Origin of the sequence: Mammaliicoccus fleurettii, from assembly GCF_002018435.1 — a bacterium.
In the GTDB taxonomy this organism is placed as follows: Bacteria; Bacillota; Bacilli; order Staphylococcales; family Staphylococcaceae; genus Mammaliicoccus; species Mammaliicoccus fleurettii.
In genome coordinates this window covers 50,192-68,554 of record NZ_MWJM01000014.1, presented here as the reverse complement: position 1 = coordinate 68,554, position 18,363 = coordinate 50,192, and the positions used below count along the sequence as shown (strand labels likewise).

Here is an 18,363-nt window from a genome sequence, read left to right as displayed (position 1 = left end):
CACTCTTTGAAGTACTATAAGTACTCAATTATTGGAATTAACGTTGACATATTGTCATTCAGTTTTCAATGTTCATTTGTTAAATGTCTAAACAATATTGTACTAAAAACAACGATTGTTTTCAACTTGTTTCTTAACTAATTTTTAACACGTTTATAAATATATAACATTTAATGCGTATTAACAAGAGTTAATTTTACACTTTTAACAAAAACTTTAAATTTCTTTTTTGTTGTTGTGCTGTCGTTTTCAGCGACCTTTATATAATATCAAGTGGTCTTATAAAAGTCAATAATATATATCGATTTTTTTACAAAAAATTAAAAAACACAAGATTAAGGTGTAATAAACCTTTAATCTTGTGTTTTTGTTCATTTATCACTTGCTTTTAATGCTATTTTCACGATTTGCTTTCTTCGCTTTTCTTTCTTCGAGAGACAATGCATTAAATTTTGGCAATGTAATAAGCTGATAAACATTACATAATAATAAACCAAATATTGTTAAATAAATCCAGCTTGTATCTTCTACTCTTAAAAACGGAATAAGTTCTACAGTAGTCATAACTATCATAAAGAACATAGATGGTATCCATAAATTCTTTTTAGATTGCTTATTTTTAAGATTGCTTGTGATGGTTGCAAAAACAATAACGACTATAGGTAGCCAAATAAATGAAAGTATTTGATCAGTGCCACCAAATCTCAAAAATCTAAAATAGACTAGATCGAATATAGCAAATATCGTGACAACGATTTGTACATGTGGCCAAATCTTCCCAAATATTCCGATACCTAACTGATTTATAAACAAATAGATAAAATATGCTAACTGACTTATTGTGGCAACTAGTAGACCTACTACTATAAACCATACTGATGCCGCTATAAAGTTTCCAATATCTCCTGCAAATAAATACTTCGTTACTTTATCATAACCAAAAATTAAAGATGATAAATATGTAACGACAACACCAATAAGCAGTGTATTTCTATAAAATTGAATTAAATATTTTAAGGTCACTTGCTTACCTCCGCACTACTCTTCCATTGTTATATTAATTATATTTTTAGCAATTTGACTATAAACCTTACCTAGATCTTCATTTTCTTTATATATAGATGGTGAGAAATTATTTTCATCCCATTCTGGCTGACTTAAAGGAAGTTCTCCTAATAATGTTGTTTGAAGTTCTTCTGCTAACTTCGTGCCTCCACCTTTGCCAAATACATACTCTTTATTTCCAGTTTCTTTACTTTGGAAATAAGACATGTTTTCAATGACACCAATAATTGAGTGCTCAGTATGTTTAGCCATCGCGCCCGCTCTTGCTGCTACGAATGCAGCAGTTGGATGAGGCGTTGTAACAATAATTTCTTTACTTGAAGGCAACATTGTATGTACATCTAAAGCTACATCACCAGTGCCTGGAGGTAAATCGAGTATTAAATAGTCTAACTCTCCCCATTTAACTTCGGTAAAGAAACTAGTAATCATTTTACCGAGCATAGGTCCTCTCCAAATAACTGGCGCATTTTCTTCCACAAAGAAAGCCATAGAAATAACTTTAACACCTTCACGTTCAACAGGTATGATTTGTTCTCCTTCTACTTCAGGTTTTTCTTGAATACCCATCATATCTGGAACACTAAAACCATAAATATCAGCATCAACAAGTCCAACTTTTTTCCCTTGTCTTGCAAGCGACACTGCTAAATTGACCGCTACTGTTGATTTGCCGACGCCACCTTTACCTGAAGCTACAGCTATAAATTCTACAGGATTATCTTTAGATAACAATCCTTCAATTGTTTGTTCTTCCATTACTGCTTTAAATTTTTCTAGTGCTTCTGCAGACAATTCATCAAATCTTATTCCAACTGTTTTAGCACCATTTTCTTTTAATAAATCAACAATTTCCATTTGTAAATCTAATTGAGGCTGTCCACCTAACTTAGCAATAGCAACCTTCACACTTACATGTTCTTTCTCTTCTTTAATGCCTACCTCAATAATACCGCCTGTTTCTTTTAATGGTACATCCACAATTGGATCATGTAATGCTCCCACAAGTTCTTTAACCTGTTCTACAGATAACAAAGCTACGACTCCCCTTCTAAAATGTTTATCTATTCATCTTTATAATTAGTGTAACAAAAAAATTATACAAATAGGTAGTTTAATGTTCAAAAAAACAGGCTGAGACATTAATTTGTCTCAACCTGTTTAAAATCTTATTTTGAGTGGTTAGGTATTCTAGTGTTTCGATTAATTTTCTCTGTTTTAAGAAATATTGAAAGTACAACTCCAAAGAATACGATAACTGTTAATACTAAGAACGCAATATTAATACCATGTATCATTGCTTGAGATTGTAATATTTCTGCTTTATTACCAGAACTTGCTACCTCTAATTGTTCTTTTGATGGATTAAAGTTTTTAGCACCAATTGACATGATTGTTACTAAAATTCCCGTACCAATTGAACCAGCAATTGTTCTTAAAGTATTCATCATTGCTGTTCCGTGTGATAATACTTCGTTTGGTATCGCATTTAAACCAGCTGTGTTAACTGGCATCATAATCATAGAAACACCAAACATTCTTACTGTATAAACGATAATCAAATATGCTAATGACGTATCGGTACTCAAGAATGCAAGCATCAACGTCGTGACACTGATAATTGAGAAACCTGTAATAGCGAGCCATTTCGCACCATATTTATCAAATAAACGACCTGTTACAAGAGACATGATTCCCGTTACAATTGCACCTGGTAATAATAACAGGCCTGATATAAGTGCTGTATATCCTCTAGCATCTTGCATATACATTGGCATCAACAATGATGGTCCAATTAAAGATACCATTGAAAATACACCTATAACTGTCGTTAGTGCAAATGTTTTATATTTAAACACTCTTATATTCAATAATGGTGTTTCTAGTTTTAACTGTCTGAATATAAATACTATTAATGTAACTACACCAATGATCAATGTAATGATAACAGTAGCTGAAGTAAATCCTAATGATCCTGCACTACTGAACCCATACAGTAATGACCCAAATCCTACTGTTGATAAAATTAAAGATGGTACATCTAAATGTACATCTTTTGGCTTAGAAATATTTGTTAAGTATTTCGCACCAAAAGCTAATGCTATTACTGAAAATGGAATAATTGAGTAGAACGGACTTCTCCAACTAAAATTATCCACTAAGTATCCTGATAAAGTTGGTCCTAATGCAGGTGCAAATGAAATAACTAAACCTGCCATACCCATCGCAAAGCCACGTTTTTCTTTAGGGAATAAATTAAAGAGTACAAATTGCATAAGGGGCATCATAACTCCCGCACCCATTGCTTGAAGTACCCTCGCTAACATTAATATACTAAAATTAGGCGAAAGTGCTGCTACCAGTGTACCTATTGTGAATGATAACATCGCCATTAAATAAAGTGGTCTTGTATTAAATTTATCCATTAGAAATGCAGTCGCTGGTATCATAACACCATTAACTAACATAAATCCCGTCATTAACCATTGTCCTTGGTTAGCATCAATATTTAAATGTACCATGATTTCAGGTATCGCTGTATTTAATAAAGTTTGATTTAAAATTGCCACAAAGGCACTTACTAACATCACAGCTACGACTAGATTTCTTTTACCTTTTGAAATATCCTGAACATTCATGGTTTCAACTCCTTCTAAAATATACCTTTGCTATTATGCACTATTTTATTTCGGAAATCAAAATAAATGTTTCATCTATTTAAATTTTTACTATCTGGATAAAAGATTTCAGTACATATATATAGAATCGAAATAATAATTAAAATTACCCAGAATTCAATTTTTATTTGTGAATAATAAATATGCACTGTGAAATAAAACATAATTGTACTAACAGTAATGGTTAATAAATGGAAGGTCATGCCTTTAAAGTATGGATTATCATTCAATTTATTTTTGAATCTGTCTAATAAAAATTCAATGGCAACTAATGTGAAGTAACCAAATAAAATATAACTACCATAATAAAACAAGTTATCTATCACACTTTTATTATAATTGAATTCTGCCAAACCATAATAAATTAATATTCTACTTAAGCCAAACATACCAAAAGAAAGTAACACAATGAAAATTGCACCAGACAATGTGAAGATACTTATAATAATCAATAACGTCAATAATTGAAATAAATCAAAGCGTTTGTTTTTTCTTTTCATACATTGTTACTCCCTTTTGTATTCTTCGTTAAATGCTATCCCTATTTGCTTCTTTAAAAATGAGGGACCATGCAATCGTTAATGTTACTGCGACGAGTATAATATAAAGCATAATATTTTGCACACCGTAAGTTAAGAATGGAACATCTAGCACATATATGGAAGCTACTATTAATGATCCAGTTGTACTTCCAATTGTTTTGAACAATGTGTAAATCGACATCATTGATCCTAACTGATGACTTGGTGCTTCTTCCTGAACTACTACTACATCTTTTGTATATACAGTTCCAAAAGATACACCCATCACAAACACAGCGAATGGAATAATTACAATCCATTCTACTCCAGTTATAATTGCGAAACTACCAACAAACATTGCTAAGAAAGCCAACAAATAAATAAACTTTAATTTTATTTTATCTAGTCTACCTAATATAAATGTAATAAACAGCCAACCGACAGACATTGGAAATATCGTTAAACCACTTTGTAGCGGAGAAAAACCTTGTTCATTCTGTAAATATATTGGCATAAAAATAGTATATCCCATTAACATTGTTGAATATAATAAGTCGGTAAATAGAACTAAAATAATTTTCCTATTAAATGCTTCAATTGGAACAAATGGATTTTTAATACTTGTTTCTATTTTATATAAAGTAAAAGCGAGTGCTATTAATATTACGAAACAAATCCCTCTTACTATAAGAGGTATATGTTCAGCTACTATTAATAAGAAACTTGCTACTACACCATAAAATATAAGTAATCCCTTATAGTCTAATTTCGTTTTTTCTACTTTTTCTTGTTCAAAATTAAAGTATTTAATAACGAGCCAGATAGATATTAAAGCTATAGGTACATTTATATAAAATAAAAAGCTCCAGTTTAAATATTCTAATATTGCACCACCTAGTAGTGGACCTACAATACTTGATATTCCCCAAACACTTCCAACTATGCCCATTACTTTATATCTTTGTGGTATTGGAAATGCTAACTTTGGTACAACTTGTCCTAAAGTCATCATCACGCCTGCACCAAGTCCTTGAACAATTCTTGAAATGACAAGCAATGAAAAACTATTTGTCATTTCACTTAATCCACAAAATACACTACCAATTATAAAAACTGATATTCCAAGTAGAACTACAAATTTAATATTTATACGCTTAACTAATTCACCAACAATTGGTGTCATAAATACGACTGCGATTAAATATACTGTAAAAATTAATGCCACTTCTGTTTCAATATTAAAATCTCTTTGCATCGTTGGCGTTGCCAATGACACTATAGATGTTTCAATTGCACTCATAAACATAATGAGTACTAATGCTAGTACAATTCCTTTATTCTTACTCATAATTTACTCTCTTTCGTAAACAATTTTTCCGTTAACTATCGTTTTAATTGCTTGTATATTCGCTAACTCTTTTGGGTCAGTCTCAAATGGATCTTTATCTAATACTGTAAAATCCGCTTCGTATCCAGGTTTTATTTTTCCTGTTCTATCAGTTGTTTGTGCAATTTCACTTGCTTGCGTCGTATATAAACTCATTGCATCAAATATAGATATTGCTTCTTCAATGAAATATGCACCGTTTTCTCCATAAGATTGTCTATTTACAGCTGCATGAACACCTAACATCGGATTAGGCGTTTCTATAGGTGCATCAGACCCACCACCTATAATAATGTTCAAATCTAACATTGATTTAAATGGATATAAATATCTCGCTCTTTGATCTCCAACTTTATCTTGCACCCATGGGAAATCACTCGTAATAAACTGAGGTTGCACATCACATATTACGGGTAATTTAGAAACACGTTTTAGTAATTCTTCATTCAAAGTACTAATATGAATCAATCTATCTCTTAACTCTTTTGGTGCTGGATATTTTTCAATAGCATCTAATACCATCTCGCAAGCTTTATCGCCTATCATATGAACAGCTATTGCCCCATTATATTTTCTAGCTAGTTGAACTTTTTCATTCAATTCTTCTTGAGTATATATGGATAAACCATAATTTTCACCAGCTGGGTCGTTCGAATAAGGTTCTTTCAATAAAGCTGTGCTACCACCAAAAGCACCATCTGCATAGAATTTCATAGCATCTGGTTCTAACCAACCATCAACGAAAGTAGCTTGTTCATCCATCATTTGTTCATAAACACTAAAGTGACGCAACAAACGTACTCTAAATGGTCTTTGATGATCTTCTCCACCAACCACTGTTTTATAAGCGTTCAAGACATCTTTATAATCTTCGTAATATCCTAAATCTTCAGTATGAGATCCCGTTATGCCAAATTGATATAAATAATCTATAGCATTTTGTAAATGTTTAGTTAGCGATTGTTCATCTTCGTTAGAAGCTAATTCTTCAAAAGGTTCCATAGCTGTATCATAAATCCAGCCAGTTAACTCACCATCTTGTTTTTCATATGATCCACCAACAGGATTGTCTACATCATCTTTGACATCTAATTTTTTTAAAGCTTTCGTATTGACGATTGCTGCATGTCTGCAAACTCGTTTAATGATAACTGGATTATCTTTACACAACTCATCTAAATCGTTCTTATCTAGTCTAATGCCATGTAATAAATTTTCATCATATCCTTCAGCAACTAACCATTCACCAGGTTCAAGCTGTTCAGCTTTTTGCTTAATCTTATCTTTAACGACTTCTATATTTGTTTCACCATTTAGGATAACAGAGGAAAGCCATACACCTGTCCCCAGCACATGGATATGGGTTTCTACAAAACCAGGGAACATCGTACCCTCATTTAAATCTATTACTTCAAAATCTTTTATATTGATTTCATTTAGATCATCTTGTGTTAATAATCTTTCTATTGTTCCATCATTAACGATAACACCTACATATGTATCTTCAGAATGATTCATAGTATATATTTTTCCATTGTTGAATAGCTTCTTCACCAGACCCATCTCCTTATAAATTAACATAAGTCAATTTTACATATATAAAAGCAAAAAAGACACCGATAAAATCGATGACTTTTTTGCACATACTTTCCGTGGTCATGTACTCAGTTTATTTCAATACATGCTTAACTGCTAATATCAATTCTTGTGTTCTATCTTCACCAAAATAATCACGATATCTTTTATCCGCTTCATACATATTGATGATCTCTAAATGTCTATCTTCTGTATAGTTCGGCCAACTATAAGTAAGCCATTCTCTGTGCAAGTCTGTTACTTCTTCTTGCTTTTCTAATGTAGCACCTTGTTGCACGAGATTATCTAATTTCTCTAATAATTTCTTTTCAATTTGATTTTTACCTTTAATTTCACTTTGACTCATATCTAAGAAATTGTCATCAGCTTGATCAATTTTATGACCGCTTCTGTCCTCTACCGCTTCTCCTTGTACTTCTTCTTCTTTATTTAATTTTTCACGATTGAATGCTTCAAATTTTCTTTCATCTGACATGATCATGTCCCCCTATTCATATCGATAAATTATCTTATATTGTATATTTACCCCTTTTTTTCAAAAATTAACAAAAGAACGACCAACTAATTATACATTTCCTTAGTTGGTCGTCCTTATTAAAATTATTTTAACCGTCTTTGTTCACCTTTTTTAATATGTTCATTGAATTTTTGGCTATTATTTCTTCTTTGATGTTTAACGAGCATTATTATGACATAGACTAAAATCAATCCAAATATTAGAGAAACGAATCCCATAAACTGTAAACCGCCTTGTTTACCATCACTAAATACAAAATAATAAAAGAAATAACCTTGTATTAAAATAATAATCGTAAGGACACTATAATACAAACGATAATTCATTTTGACCTCCTACATGAAGTACATAATTGCTAGAAAATGAAATATAGATGCAACAAGGATAAAGAAGTGCCATATCATATGGAAATACTTTCTATTTTTTTGAGCATAGAACCATGCACCTATCGTGTAGCTGATACCGCCAATCATTATAAATAACATGAAAATTAAAGATGTCTTATTTATAATGGTTGGCAACATTAGTACAGCCATCCATCCCATAATTAAATACATTGCCAAACTCAATTTATGATTTACATTTTTAGCTGTAGATTTATAAATGATTCCCCAAATAGTTATACCCCACTGAACAGCCATAATCACCCAGCCTAGCCAGCCACCTACTAATGACAAAGCTATTGGTGTATAAGTTCCGCAAATTGCTATATAAATCATACTATGATCAATGATTCTCATAATATACTTTTGAGGTGAAGATGAAGACATTGAATGATAAACTGCTGATGATAAGAACATAAGCATAATACTAATAATGTATATAGATACACTTGTTGATTTAAGTGCACCATCATTAATATAGCTTTCAACAGCTGCGTACGGTAAGAAGAATAAAAGTAAAAATGCTGGTATACCATGAGAAACTGCATTTCCTACTTCCTCTCCAAATGAGAGTGGCATTATATCTTTAAATGCTTCTTTAACTTTCCCGTCTTTTCTAGGATGAGACTGCGTATTATTTATTTGATCCATTCATATACCTCTTTTATAAAAGTTGATTATTTTCTAAATCTTTTTGAGCTGTTTCTATACTATCTTTTCCTTCTTTATTTTTTAAAGGACTAAATTCTATATCTCTATTTACTTGAAGTGTAGCGAAAGTTTGAGCATATTGAAAAATATCAAAGTAGAATAATTCAAACTTTAATGATTCAATTTCAACTACGCTGAAATCTTCATCTAATTGCTTAAGTTTTTTAACAGCTAAATGATAAGGAAGTGGTTTAGATGCTGCATCAATTAGAAAATCAACTTTAAACACATGAATACCAATATTAGCATTATCAAGTTTATTTACGTCTTCAGGAGTTAGTTCAGAATACTCAAGCACTCGTTTTTTTCCATCAACTGAAACAATACGACCTACTTTTTCATCTTCGTAAGCTTTAATTGATTTAGTTGTAACATCACTATTTTTCTCTATAGTATATCCAACAAATTCTGGATCTAATACTTTAACTAATGCATTATCAATATTATTTAGGAATAAATACTCAACGCCATTCTCTTTCATTTCTGATAATAGATTATTCTTTTCTAATGATTTAAACACACCACCATTACCATTAGGTGTACGCATAATATGCTTATCAGTGTCTAAAATCAATTTACCTTCCGTAGTTAAAGCTACAATGTGATCTTGCTTGAAAAAGTGAATATAATTTTCGTCATAATCAAAATACTTATGCTCTAGGAAGAATGATAACGTATCTTTATGGTTAACATCACTTGTCATAATGTACCAATGAATTGGCGTACCTACTTCTTCAGTTAAATTACGTAATTGTTCAGCTTGTCTTTCAAACAAACTTTTATCATTAAATGAGAATGTACCTTTTGGACCTTTATGTCCTAATCTAGTACCTTGCCCACCAGCCATTAATAAGACAGCGAATTTCCCCTCTTTAATAGCCTTAATTCCTAATGATCTATAAGACTTCAACTCATCTAGCGTAAATTGATTTTTTACATCAAAATTAACTTGTTCTATATCTTCTGCAACTTCAATGGGTTTTCTATTTACATATACATCTTGGTATAAATCATTTATTTCATCTAAATCCAATCTATTAATATCTAAATCTAATTGTTCTTTCTCACTCTGACTCATCACTTTACTATACTCTAAAAAGTGCTCTTGTCCATGTTGTTTTAACATTGTTTCATCTAGCATTATAATACCTCCGAATATTTGACTCATTATCATTATACGACTTTAGAATGATTTGTCTAAAAATATCACAAAAAAATAATAATTAAAATGATTATTTAAAAAATAAACGGGTAAATATATTAATGTGTTGGTTCAAACACAAAATATTCCTATTAATAATAGGCCAAGGAGGATTTTATTATGAGTTTAGGAGATAAGTTCAACGACGCAAAAGACAAAGCAGTTGAAAAAGGTAAGGACCACGTAAACGAAAATAAAGATGAGTACACAGAAAAAGGTAAAGACTTCGCTAAAGATAAAGGCGAAGATTTAAAAGGTAAATTCGGAAAATAACATATTAATATTAATGAGGCTGGGACAATTAATTGTCTCAGCCTCTTTTCGTTATTTATATAAATAAACGATAAATGTCTTTCCACCATAATATAATTGTAACAATCGTAAAGGCAGAAGATAAACTTAAATCAATTGCCCCACCTGTTTTAAATACAATTGGTAATTTAACAGAAACATCTAATGGATAGAATAACTTCACACCTCTAGGCGTTAACATATCTAAAATAATATGAGACAACATACCTAATATTATAGACACTAAATAAGGTTCTGGTGCAGAAATTGTATTCAATCCCCAAAATATTAGAAATAAAAATAATAAGGAGTGAGTAAATGTTCGATGTCCAAAAATCAATCTTATAATAAAGCTAATTGGAAATAACTTCTTTCCAATATTACTTTTAAAATGGCAGATATCTGGAACTAAACTTGAAACGCCGCATAAACTAACTATCGTAAAAGAAGTGAAAACATCTTCTCCATAATAAATACTTAATGATGACCCGATGAATATACCGCAAGCTAGATGTGTTTTTCCTGTCATATTAATTTTTCCTCTTTTCAAAATCATTTTAATTTATTTTACCACAAAATACCGAACAAGTATACGAACACTTTGTGACTTTATAGTGATGTACATCACAAAAAATAAATTCAAATGACGAAATTGTGAAAACAATCACAAAAGTATTGATTTGAAATAAAAGCCTGTTAAACTATAGTTGTAAGTCATATTAAACATAACCCTATACCATTGTTGAAATAACCCCCTTATTTCACAGTAAAAAGCGTTCGTCTACAGAGACGAACGCTTTTTATTTAGCTTGCTTTATTTAAATTCTCTTGATTATTAGTATTTTCATTTGTTGTTTCATTTGATTGATTTTGTTTTTGTTGTTCTTTATTCGTATCTTTATATTGTTGATTGTTATTATTCGAGTGATTTTCTCGATGATTATTTTCATTCGTATTCAATTCATCTGTTTGATAATTTGAATCTTGATCTGATTGTTGACTATTATCTTGATGTTGATCATCTTTAGGCAAAGTACAACCATCATCATTACATAAATAACCATCATGACTTAAATTTTGCCAAGCTCTCGTGAATTCTATTGTACTTTCTACATCATCACACTCTGCTTGAGAATTGCCTTGATTTAACAAACAATTTCTTGCAGTATTATATACTTTTGTATCGAATTCTTCAGGTACAGTATGATTGTTAGGTTTAACACCGTTCACATTTTCTTCTACTGGAATTTCTTCTGAAGACTGCTTTTCATTATTTTCTATACTTTTGTTATTTTGAGCTTTATTTTTTTCTACTGTTTTATTGTCAATACGCTTTTCTTCTTTCGTTTTAACTTCATTTGTATCTTCTTCTGTTGTTTTTACATTTGACGACTTTTCTTTATTTGTTTCATTATTCTTAGAAGATTGATTGTCACATGCTACTAGAAATATTAAGCAAACTGTTAAGAGACCATAAATCCATTTCATTGAATCACTCCTCGGCCTTTTTGCTTTTTCTTTCTTTTCTCTCATTAAGGACACTTCTTTCTTATAAAATAATTAAGCACATATTAAAACATAAGAATATCATACATGATAAACTGATATTAGTAAAAATTATTGTAACATGTAGGAGGTATTTGTTATGTATAAAGATGTTAAAAAGGATGAATGGACTGGTAGAACTGATAGCTTATCTTTACGCTCTGCATTTAGATTTCATCAAATTGTGAATTCGATTAATCTCGACAAAGATGATATTCAACCAAAGAAAGAATTTGAGCACCAAGTAAACATGGCGCTTATAGGCTTTGAATGTGATGAAGGTGTTTCTAGAAATAATGGCAGAACAGGAGCTGTTGATGGTCCTAAACATTTTAGAAAGTCATTGAGTCCCTTACCAATTCATAATGAATATTTACATTTAACAGACTATGGTAATGTCATTTGCAACAAAACTAAAATGGAAGATGCACAAGAAGAACTAGGAGATAAAATTTCTAAAATTCTATTACATAACCATTTCACAGTCATTGTTGGTGGCGGTCATGAAGTTTTATATGGACATTATTTAGGCGTGAGAAGAGCTAATAAAAACAAAAAAATAGGCATCATCAATATAGATGCGCATTTTGATATGAGAGATTATGATGAACAACCTTCTTCTGGAACAATGTTTAAACAAATTTTAGATCAAGATGACCAAGTCGGTTATTTTGTATTAGGTATACAAAAAAATGGTAATACAAAAGCATTGTTCGAAAGAGCTGATGAATATGGCGTACAGTATATACGTGAAGATGAACTACGTAGTCATTTATCTATCGAAACAATTACTTCTATTAATTCATTTATTGAAGAATACGACGAAATACTCATAACATTATGTACAGATTCAATCGATGTTAGTTATGCACCTGCTGTTAGTGCACCTTGTATAATGGGATTACAACCTCAAATTGTACAAACAATTTTACAGTTAGTTACAAATTCAAATAAAAGTACAAGCATTAGTATTGCAGAACTATCACCAAGATTCGATATTGATAATCGAACTTCGAGATTACTTGCAAATATTGCTTCAAACATTTATCACGATCAAGCAGAAGTTATTCAATCACAATGGGAGTCATAAACAATGTCAGAATTTAAAAAAGGTATTATGTATGCAACTTTCGCATATATAATTTGGGGTATTCTTCCAATATACTGGAACCTCGTAAATGAAATCGGTCCATTCGAAATACTAGCTCACCGCATAATATGGTCCGCTGTATTCATGTTGTTATTATTAACATTTACTAAACAACTATCAATGTTCAAAAATGCAACAATTAAATTATTTAAGCAAAAAAAAATGTTATTAGCGATTATTGCTGCAGGTTATATTATTACAGTTAACTGGGGTACATTTATTTGGGCTGTTAATAACCATCATGTGCTCCAAGCGAGTTTAGGCTATTACATAAATCCTTTAATGAGTATATTCCTAGCTTTTATATTTTTAGGAGAACGTTTCTCAAAAGCACAATGGATCGCAATTGCACTAGCGTTTATAGGTGTAATTTATATGACTTTCCAAGTCGGTGAATTTCCGTACGTATCGATACTATTAGCAACTTCCTTTGCATTGTACGGGTTAATTAAGAAAGTAGTAGATATCGATGCTTTTAGTAGTATTACAATAGAATGTATTGTCACATTACCAGCAGCACTTATTTATATATTCTACTTATCACAAAATGATGCTATTACTTTTGGAATGAATCATTCTAGTGGTTGGTTATTACTGTCTGGCGCAATAACTGCAATACCACTTATACTATTTAGTGCTGGAGCTAGAAGAATACCACTTTCACTAACTGGGTTCATTCAATATATCGGTCCTACTCTTATGTTCTTTATAGGTATTTTCTTACTTGGTGAACAATTTGATGTTGACCAGTTAATTACATTTATATTTATTTGGGCAGGTATAATTCTTTATAGCTATACTAAATATGTTGAAATCAATCGTAATCGAAAGAAATTAATAAAAGATTTTTAAATAAAAAGAGTGGGTGAGAAATCTAATTGTATAAAAAGATTTCTTCTCCACTCTTTTTTCACTTTAAAATATTTCTCCACACGTAGTGGCTAATAATGCTTTTATTGTATGCATTCTATTTTCTGCTTGTTGAAATACTTTAGAATAGTCTGATCTGAATACGTCATCAGTTACTTCCATACACGTTACACCAAATTTTTCGAAACAGAGTGCCCCCATTTCTGTATTCAAATCATGAATGGCAGGTAAGCAATGTAAAAATAAAGTATCATTTTTTCCTGTTAAATTTATAAGGTTCTGATTCACTTGATAATCCTTTAATAATTCAAAGCGTTCTTCAAGTTTGTCTTCTTCCCCCATTGAACACCATACATCTGTGTATATGACATCACTTCCGTAAATACCTTCTTGAATATCATCCGTGATTAACACTTCGCTTTGAGATTTTTCGCTAAGTGATTTGGCCATCTCTTGAATTTCTTTATTAGGATGCAATTCTTTTGGCGCTACTATATGGATATTTACGCCAAGTATCGCACTTGTTACAAGCAATGAATTTGCAATATTATTACGACCATCCCCGATAAAAGTCAAAGTCTTTCCTTCATATGTACCAAAATGCTCTTTAATAGTTAAAAAGTCAGCTAACATCTGTGTTGGATGCCACTCATTCGTCAATCCATTCCAAACTGGTACTTTTGAATATTTTGCTAAGTCTTCTACAGTTTTTTGTTCATAACCTCTAAAAGCAATGCCATCAAACATTGAACCTAATACAATTGCCGTATCTTCTACAGACTCTTTCTTACCAAGTTGTAAATCTTCTTTACCAAGATAAGAAATATTCGCCCCCATTTTAGTAGCAGCTACTGTAAAAGCAGAACGTGTTCTTGTAGATTGTTTCTCAAATAATAAAGCAATATGTTTTCCGCTTAAAAAACGGTGTGGGATCTGATGCTTTTCTTTGAATTTTAATTCTATAGCTAAATCAATAAGTGTTTCTAATTCTTCTTTAGAAAAATCAACTTCTTTTAAAAAACTCGTCTTATTTAATTCCTTTAACATAGATATCTTCGTCCCAATGAAACCAGCTCCTTATTTATTTATAAAGATAATATTACAATACAAAATCCTCTTTGTAAATAGTTATTCAATATATTGCATAAAAATACTAAATTTAATTAGTATGACATATTAAATAAAAAACATGACACATTTTCTTTATTATCTGTTGAAAACGGATACATAATGCGTTATGATGTAGTCATCAAACAAAAGGATGTGTTAGTTATGGCAATGAGAGTATCTAAAGACAACAATCAAGTTCATATTCAATGGAGAGTCGCTGATATTACAATTCCAAATAATGAAATTAAAGACATTAAGGAAGATCAGGATATTCACGCTTTGTCTAATGAAAATCAGGATCATATCGTAAGAATTGGTTCAACTTTTGGTAAAACAAATCGCGTGATCATTGAAACAAGTGAAAAAGAATACATTATTTATACACATGCTGATAAGAAGGTATATAACGAACTAACGAAAGCGTAAGTTTGAATCTTCTATCATTTAAAATAAACACCGCGAAGTCCTTATTAATCGACTTCGCGGTGTTATTTATGTCATATTCATATTAAATATTATGATACATTTTCAATGCGTGCTAACATATAGATGAGGAGTGATGTTAATTATGTTAAGAGAATTAAATGGGCTAAACGCCATTATTACAGGCGGTTCTAAAGGTATAGGTAAGTCTATTGCTATAGCTTTAGCTCGTGAAGGTGTCAATGTAGCAATAGCGAGTAGAAATGTCGAAACTTTAAAAGAAGCTGCCAATGAATTAAAACAATATGACGTTAAAGTTTTTTATAAAGAAACAAACATAGCACATCATAAAGATGTCCAACGCTTTATCGAAGACTCATATCATGCACTCGGTTCAATTGATATTGTTATTAATAATGCAGGTATAATGAAAACTAATTCATTTTTAGAAGTTAGTGAATCAGAATTCGATCAATTATTTGAAACGAATGTTAAAGGAATTTACTATGTATTACAAGAATCATTACCTTACTTAGTTAAGCAAAAAAGTGGTGATGTCATAAACATTGCATCTATGTCTGGATTAAAAGCAAATGCTACAAGCAGTGTTTACTCTGCTACTAAGTATGCTGTAATTGGAATGACTGAAGGTATTATGCAAGAAATGAGAAAGCATAATATTCGCGTGTCTTATTTAACACCATCAGCCGTTCTTACTGATTTGATAGGTGAACCTCAATTACAAGAAGATACAATGACACACCCTGAAGATGTAGCAGACGTTGTAATAGCACAATTGAAATTACAACCAAGAACATTTATGAAGACAGCACAAATTTGGGCAACAAACCCTACACCAAAGGAATAGGAGCGATTAATATGTATGTAGTAACAAACAGAATTAAAATAAAAAAAGGTTATGCAGAAAAATTAGCACCAATGTTTACTAAAGGTGGCGCTTTGCAAGAAATGAAAGGTTTCATTAAAGTAGAAACTTGGAATATGCAAGATATAGAAGAGAACGACGAATTACACGTAAACATGTGGTGGGAAGAATTAGAAGACTTTGAAGTTTGGAAAAATAGTGATGCTTTCAAACAAGCACATAATCGTGATGGCGATTCTAATAAAGACAAAGGTGAATCACCAATGTTAGGGTCAGAGATTGCTATTGCAAAAGTAGAAACAACTATCGAACCAAAATAAAAAAGTACTGATGTGAATAAAAAAATGTCGACAAAGTCTAAAACTTTGTCGACATTTTTATTAAAAGAATATATGCGCTAGTATAACAATAATTGGAAGAGCAATTATTGTACGTATAATATAAATCATAAAGAGTTTCCCTAGGCTAACTGGTATTTTAGAACCAAGTATTACGCCCCCTACTTCAGATAAATAAATTAATTGAGAAATACTTAACGCACCTACAATAAATCTTGTCATATCACTTGGTACATCACTAATGAGTAGTGATGGCAAGAACATATCTGCAAAACCGATTAATAATGTTTCAGATGCTTCTTTAGCATATGGAATTTGCATTAATTCTAGTAATGGAACAAACGGTGCTCCAAGAATACTGAATGTTGGTGTATATTCTGCAACAATTGTTGCTAAAGTACCAATTGTCATTACAACAGGCAGTACAGCTAACCACATATCTAAAACTGTCTTAACACCATTAACAAAGAATTGTTTTACTCCTGGTGATTTAACTGCTTTTTCTGTTGCTTGTTCAAATCCCCATGTAATAGGATTATGAGTCTTAGGTATTTTTTCGTTTAATTGTTCAGTACTTCCATCAGAATATTGATCAGGAATTTGCTTCAACGGCCAAATTCTAGGCATTATAAATGCTGCAACAATACAAGCTATAATAACTGATAAATAAAACTGGAAGAAATAATCCATTAAACCGATTGTTTGAGCAATAACAATCGCAAATGTAATAGACACAACTGAAAATGTCGTTGCTATTACAGTAGCTTCTCTTCTAGTATAAAACCCTTGTTCGTATTGCTGACTTGTAATCATAACACCAACTGTTCCATCGCCAATAAAAGATGCAAGGTTATCAACTGTAGATCTTCCTGGTAATTTAAACACTGGTCTCATGACAGGTGCAAACATTGGTCCTAAAAATTCTAATAAACCAAAGTCCATCAACAATGGAAGGAATAGACCTGCAAAGAAAAATACAGCTAGTAAAGTTGGTAATAAATCATTATAAACCATTAAACCTGTATTTTCGTTCACTACAATGCCCGGTCCAAAATCGAAATATATACAAATGGCAAATATAGCACCTATTATGCGTATTACAACCCATATCCAATTCACATTAAATAGCTCATTAGTTATAGATCTCTTAGTAGAACTACTAAATACAGTAGAATAAATTAATGTCATCACTGCAGAAAAACATATTAAGAGCATAATAATTAATCCTGCATAATCCCCAATCCAACCTAAAACGGTATTTGCTAAAAATGCAACAGGTAAACTAGTCTCTGGATTACCTTTATCGTCTGTTACTGTTATTGGAACTAAAAAGAGGTAAATCCCTAATAATGATAATATTATAAATTTTAACCTTCCCACTAAAACACTCGATTGTTTCATACTTTCTCTCCTTTTCGCAAGACTAACTATACACAATAATTAATAAATATTCAATACTATTCATCCCTAATTTTATTATATATTTTTATGTAAGCGCTGTCATTAATTTTTAGAAAAATAAAAGCGAAATGAGATAATAATACGCAATAAAATTTTGTAAATCTTAACTTTAATATTTTTAAATATTCAATCAATTGAATATTATCCGTATGATATATTGATGATTATCACTTTTTCAATTAATTTTATACATAAAATATGTACAGACATTACGATTGTTCGGGTATTAA

At 31.0% G+C, this 18,363-nt stretch carries 20 protein-coding genes; 6 read left to right on the top strand and 14 right to left on the bottom strand.

The genetic code is table 11. The features are described from left to right. Positions 1 to 378 precede the first annotated feature (378 nt). The 10 genes from B2G86_RS10825 to B2G86_RS10780 form a co-directional block, all read right to left on the bottom strand. A complete protein-coding gene (locus tag B2G86_RS10825; RefSeq protein WP_078358121.1) occupies positions 379 to 1,023 on the bottom strand; it encodes a KinB-signaling pathway activation protein in 645 nt (214 codons plus the stop codon). 15 nt (positions 1,024 to 1,038) lie between these two features. Beyond that, positions 1,039 to 2,100 carry an Mrp/NBP35 family ATP-binding protein gene (locus B2G86_RS10820; RefSeq protein WP_078358120.1) on the bottom strand — a complete coding sequence of 354 codons (1,062 nt, stop codon included), beginning with the start codon at positions 2,098 to 2,100 and terminating at the stop codon, positions 1,039 to 1,041. A gap of 134 nt (positions 2,101 to 2,234) precedes the next feature. Continuing rightward, positions 2,235 to 3,704, bottom strand: a complete 1,470-nt coding sequence (locus B2G86_RS10815; RefSeq protein WP_078358119.1) for an MDR family MFS transporter — start codon at positions 3,702 to 3,704, stop codon at positions 2,235 to 2,237. A gap of 71 nt (positions 3,705 to 3,775) precedes the next feature. Beyond that, entirely contained in the window at positions 3,776 to 4,243 is a 468-nt protein-coding gene (locus B2G86_RS10810) for a SepA family multidrug efflux transporter (protein ID WP_078358118.1), read from the bottom strand. A gap of 28 nt (positions 4,244 to 4,271) precedes the next feature. Next, entirely contained in the window at positions 4,272 to 5,612 is a 1,341-nt protein-coding gene (gene sdrM, locus B2G86_RS10805) for a multidrug efflux MFS transporter SdrM (protein ID WP_078358117.1), read from the bottom strand. A 3-nt stretch (positions 5,613 to 5,615) separates the two neighbouring features. After that, positions 5,616 to 7,214 carry an amidohydrolase gene (locus tag B2G86_RS10800; protein ID WP_238418538.1) on the bottom strand — a complete coding sequence of 533 codons (1,599 nt, stop codon included), beginning with the start codon at positions 7,212 to 7,214 and terminating at the stop codon, positions 5,616 to 5,618. A 106-nt stretch (positions 7,215 to 7,320) separates the two neighbouring features. Beyond that, on the bottom strand, positions 7,321 to 7,722 hold the full coding sequence (locus B2G86_RS10795) for a TipAS antibiotic-recognition domain-containing protein (protein WP_078358115.1): 402 nt from the start codon (positions 7,720 to 7,722) through the stop codon (positions 7,321 to 7,323). A 125-nt stretch (positions 7,723 to 7,847) separates the two neighbouring features. Continuing rightward, the gene (locus B2G86_RS10790; protein ID WP_078358114.1) at positions 7,848 to 8,090 is read right to left on the bottom strand and encodes a hypothetical protein; all 243 of its coding nucleotides are present in this window, start codon (positions 8,088 to 8,090) and stop codon (positions 7,848 to 7,850) included. Positions 8,091 to 8,099: 9 nt separating this feature from the next. Then, complete coding sequence (trhA, locus tag B2G86_RS10785; RefSeq protein WP_078358113.1) at positions 8,100 to 8,798, bottom strand: PAQR family membrane homeostasis protein TrhA; 699 nt, start codon at positions 8,796 to 8,798, stop codon at positions 8,100 to 8,102. A 13-nt stretch (positions 8,799 to 8,811) separates the two neighbouring features. Next, on the bottom strand, positions 8,812 to 9,999 hold the full coding sequence (locus B2G86_RS10780; RefSeq protein WP_078358112.1) for a UTP--glucose-1-phosphate uridylyltransferase: 1,188 nt from the start codon (positions 9,997 to 9,999) through the stop codon (positions 8,812 to 8,814). A 180-nt stretch (positions 10,000 to 10,179) separates the two neighbouring features. Here B2G86_RS10780 and B2G86_RS13440 point away from each other — a divergent pair, with 180 nt between their 5' ends. Next, positions 10,180 to 10,332, top strand: coding sequence for a hypothetical protein (locus tag B2G86_RS13440; protein WP_169711986.1), 153 nt, complete (start codon positions 10,180 to 10,182; stop codon positions 10,330 to 10,332). Positions 10,333 to 10,387: 55 nt separating this feature from the next. Here the strand turns inward: B2G86_RS13440 and B2G86_RS10775 are convergent, their stop codons facing one another. Both B2G86_RS10775 and B2G86_RS10770 read right to left on the bottom strand, forming a co-directional pair. Continuing rightward, positions 10,388 to 10,879, bottom strand: coding sequence for a metal-dependent hydrolase (locus tag B2G86_RS10775; protein WP_078358111.1), 492 nt, complete (start codon positions 10,877 to 10,879; stop codon positions 10,388 to 10,390). Between the two features lie 275 nt (positions 10,880 to 11,154). Continuing rightward, on the bottom strand, positions 11,155 to 11,838 hold the full coding sequence (locus B2G86_RS10770) for a hypothetical protein (RefSeq protein ID WP_078358110.1): 684 nt from the start codon (positions 11,836 to 11,838) through the stop codon (positions 11,155 to 11,157). A gap of 157 nt (positions 11,839 to 11,995) precedes the next feature. Here B2G86_RS10770 and hutG point away from each other — a divergent pair, with 157 nt between their 5' ends. Both hutG and rarD read left to right on the top strand, forming a co-directional pair. Continuing rightward, a complete protein-coding gene (hutG, locus tag B2G86_RS10765; protein WP_078358109.1) occupies positions 11,996 to 12,985 on the top strand; it encodes a formimidoylglutamase in 990 nt (329 codons plus the stop codon). Between the two features lie 3 nt (positions 12,986 to 12,988). Further along, positions 12,989 to 13,897 carry an EamA family transporter RarD gene (gene rarD / locus B2G86_RS10760; RefSeq protein ID WP_078358108.1) on the top strand — a complete coding sequence of 303 codons (909 nt, stop codon included), beginning with the start codon at positions 12,989 to 12,991 and terminating at the stop codon, positions 13,895 to 13,897. Positions 13,898 to 13,960: 63 nt separating this feature from the next. Here rarD and argF read toward each other — a convergent pair whose 3' ends face one another. Next, a complete protein-coding gene (gene argF / locus B2G86_RS10755; protein ID WP_078358107.1) occupies positions 13,961 to 14,962 on the bottom strand; it encodes an ornithine carbamoyltransferase in 1,002 nt (333 codons plus the stop codon). A gap of 225 nt (positions 14,963 to 15,187) precedes the next feature. Here argF and B2G86_RS10750 point away from each other — a divergent pair, with 225 nt between their 5' ends. The 3 genes from B2G86_RS10750 (at position 15,188) to B2G86_RS10740 (ending at position 16,654) form a co-directional block, all read left to right on the top strand. Continuing rightward, complete coding sequence (locus B2G86_RS10750) at positions 15,188 to 15,451, top strand: SunI/YnzG family protein (protein ID WP_078358106.1); 264 nt, start codon at positions 15,188 to 15,190, stop codon at positions 15,449 to 15,451. Positions 15,452 to 15,593: 142 nt separating this feature from the next. Then, complete coding sequence (locus tag B2G86_RS10745) at positions 15,594 to 16,316, top strand: SDR family NAD(P)-dependent oxidoreductase (protein ID WP_078358105.1); 723 nt, start codon at positions 15,594 to 15,596, stop codon at positions 16,314 to 16,316. A gap of 11 nt (positions 16,317 to 16,327) precedes the next feature. Continuing rightward, positions 16,328 to 16,654: a heme oxygenase gene (locus B2G86_RS10740; protein ID WP_078358104.1), complete on the top strand. Its 327-nt coding sequence runs from the start codon at positions 16,328 to 16,330 to the stop codon at positions 16,652 to 16,654. Positions 16,655 to 16,714: 60 nt separating this feature from the next. On the opposite strand, the gene B2G86_RS10735 is transcribed toward B2G86_RS10740, so the two are convergent. Beyond that, positions 16,715 to 18,073, bottom strand: coding sequence for a YjiH family protein (locus B2G86_RS10735; protein WP_078358103.1), 1,359 nt, complete (start codon positions 18,071 to 18,073; stop codon positions 16,715 to 16,717). Positions 18,074 to 18,363 lie beyond the last annotated feature (290 nt).

What these genes read in the sequence shown, in the direction of transcription:
- trhA (WP_078358113.1), bottom strand. Translation starts at nt 8,798, where the DNA reads ATGGATCAAATAAATAATACGCAGTCTCATCCTAGAAAAGACGGGAAA.
- B2G86_RS10800 (WP_238418538.1), bottom strand. Translation starts at nt 7,214, where the DNA reads ATGGGTCTGGTGAAGAAGCTATTCAACAATGGAAAAATATATACTATG.
- B2G86_RS10780 (WP_078358112.1), bottom strand. Translation starts at nt 9,999, where the DNA reads ATGCTAGATGAAACAATGTTAAAACAACATGGACAAGAGCACTTTTTA.
- B2G86_RS10745 (WP_078358105.1), top strand. Translation starts at nt 15,594, where the DNA reads ATGTTAAGAGAATTAAATGGGCTAAACGCCATTATTACAGGCGGTTCT.
- B2G86_RS10735 (WP_078358103.1), bottom strand. Translation starts at nt 18,073, where the DNA reads ATGAAACAATCGAGTGTTTTAGTGGGAAGGTTAAAATTTATAATATTA.
- argF (WP_078358107.1), bottom strand. Translation starts at nt 14,962, where the DNA reads ATGTTAAAGGAATTAAATAAGACGAGTTTTTTAAAAGAAGTTGATTTT.
- B2G86_RS10790 (WP_078358114.1), bottom strand. Translation starts at nt 8,090, where the DNA reads ATGAATTATCGTTTGTATTATAGTGTCCTTACGATTATTATTTTAATA.
- B2G86_RS10810 (WP_078358118.1), bottom strand. Translation starts at nt 4,243, where the DNA reads ATGAAAAGAAAAAACAAACGCTTTGATTTATTTCAATTATTGACGTTA.
- B2G86_RS10770 (WP_078358110.1), bottom strand. Translation starts at nt 11,838, where the DNA reads ATGAAATGGATTTATGGTCTCTTAACAGTTTGCTTAATATTTCTAGTA.
- B2G86_RS10740 (WP_078358104.1), top strand. Translation starts at nt 16,328, where the DNA reads ATGTATGTAGTAACAAACAGAATTAAAATAAAAAAAGGTTATGCAGAA.
- B2G86_RS10815 (WP_078358119.1), bottom strand. Translation starts at nt 3,704, where the DNA reads ATGAATGTTCAGGATATTTCAAAAGGTAAAAGAAATCTAGTCGTAGCT.
- hutG (WP_078358109.1), top strand. Translation starts at nt 11,996, where the DNA reads ATGTATAAAGATGTTAAAAAGGATGAATGGACTGGTAGAACTGATAGC.
- rarD (WP_078358108.1), top strand. Translation starts at nt 12,989, where the DNA reads ATGTCAGAATTTAAAAAAGGTATTATGTATGCAACTTTCGCATATATA.
- B2G86_RS10795 (WP_078358115.1), bottom strand. Translation starts at nt 7,722, where the DNA reads ATGTCAGATGAAAGAAAATTTGAAGCATTCAATCGTGAAAAATTAAAT.
- B2G86_RS10750 (WP_078358106.1), top strand. Translation starts at nt 15,188, where the DNA reads ATGGCAATGAGAGTATCTAAAGACAACAATCAAGTTCATATTCAATGG.
- B2G86_RS13440 (WP_169711986.1), top strand. Translation starts at nt 10,180, where the DNA reads ATGAGTTTAGGAGATAAGTTCAACGACGCAAAAGACAAAGCAGTTGAA.
- sdrM (WP_078358117.1), bottom strand. Translation starts at nt 5,612, where the DNA reads ATGAGTAAGAATAAAGGAATTGTACTAGCATTAGTACTCATTATGTTT.
- B2G86_RS10775 (WP_078358111.1), bottom strand. Translation starts at nt 10,879, where the DNA reads ATGACAGGAAAAACACATCTAGCTTGCGGTATATTCATCGGGTCATCA.